The following is a 343-nucleotide window of genomic DNA, read 5'->3' as shown; positions in this document are numbered from 1 at the left end:
AGCCGTAAGTAAAGGTCCGGGTTCCTATACGGGGCTCAGGATCGGCGTTTCGGCAGCAAAAGGATTATGCTTCGCACTGGATATTCCTTTGATCTCCATTCCAACTCTAAGATCTCTTGCCTTACAGGTGAAGCAGGAAAAAGACGGTTTTATAATTCCACTTTTGGATGCCCGCCGTATGGAAGTCTATACTGCAGGTTTTAATTCTGAAAATAAGAAGGTTTTTGACACCCGCGCAGAGATCCTTGTTCCCGATTCTTTTTCTGAATACCTGGAGAATGCAAATGTTTCTTTTATAGGCAGCGGAGTAGAGAAGTTCAGCAAGATCTGTGACCACAAGAAT

Annotated in this window: 1 protein-coding gene; it reads left to right on the top strand. The window is 44.0% G+C overall.

Features of this window, described 5'->3' with window-relative positions; translation table 11 throughout:
• Positions 1-343 (top strand): tRNA (adenosine(37)-N6)-threonylcarbamoyltransferase complex dimerization subunit type 1 TsaB (tsaB, locus tag HC176_RS18090; protein ID WP_167920390.1); only part of this gene is annotated, 343 nt, incomplete at both ends.

It is taken from the genome of Tamlana crocina (assembly GCF_012037625.1).
This window is presented reverse-complemented; position numbering and strand designations above follow the sequence as displayed.